Below are 414 nucleotides of genomic sequence, written 5' to 3'. Positions count from 1 at the left end.
AGAGTTGTACCGACCTTTACGCCGCCTAAAGTAGATGCTGAGGCAATCGGCAATGAGTATTGGGTGACGCTGATTGTACCATCACCTGCTACGCTTATTCCGGTGCCTATTTTGACGCCACCAAGAACGGAAGCTGTTGCCGCTGGTAACGTGTATTGGTTGCCGCTGGTTTTCACAACTTTGACTGCGACAGCGTTTTTCGACCCTCCAGACTCCATACCTATGATCACTGCTTCACCAAAAGCAATGGTGATTGTTGATGCAGTCAAGCCAGTTTGAACGTCTGTGATGTTCATCTTAGGCACAGACAATGTCAGGTTAGGCTTGCTGGTCGAATCGCCATCATTGCCAATCATAAAGAATTGACCTACTGAGTTATACCCTGATGCAAGCGGCGGGCTCAGTGGAACAATC

General features: G+C 48.6%; 1 protein-coding gene. It reads right to left on the bottom strand.

Annotated features, from left to right (window positions below):
- Window positions 1–414, bottom strand: a 414-nt coding sequence (locus Y887_RS20585; protein WP_211257032.1) for a head fiber protein, incomplete at both ends; no start/stop codon positions are given.

The organism is Xanthomonas pisi DSM 18956, from assembly GCF_001010415.1.
Classification (GTDB): Bacteria; Pseudomonadota; Gammaproteobacteria; order Xanthomonadales; family Xanthomonadaceae; genus Xanthomonas; species Xanthomonas pisi.
This window is presented reverse-complemented; position numbering and strand designations above follow the sequence as displayed.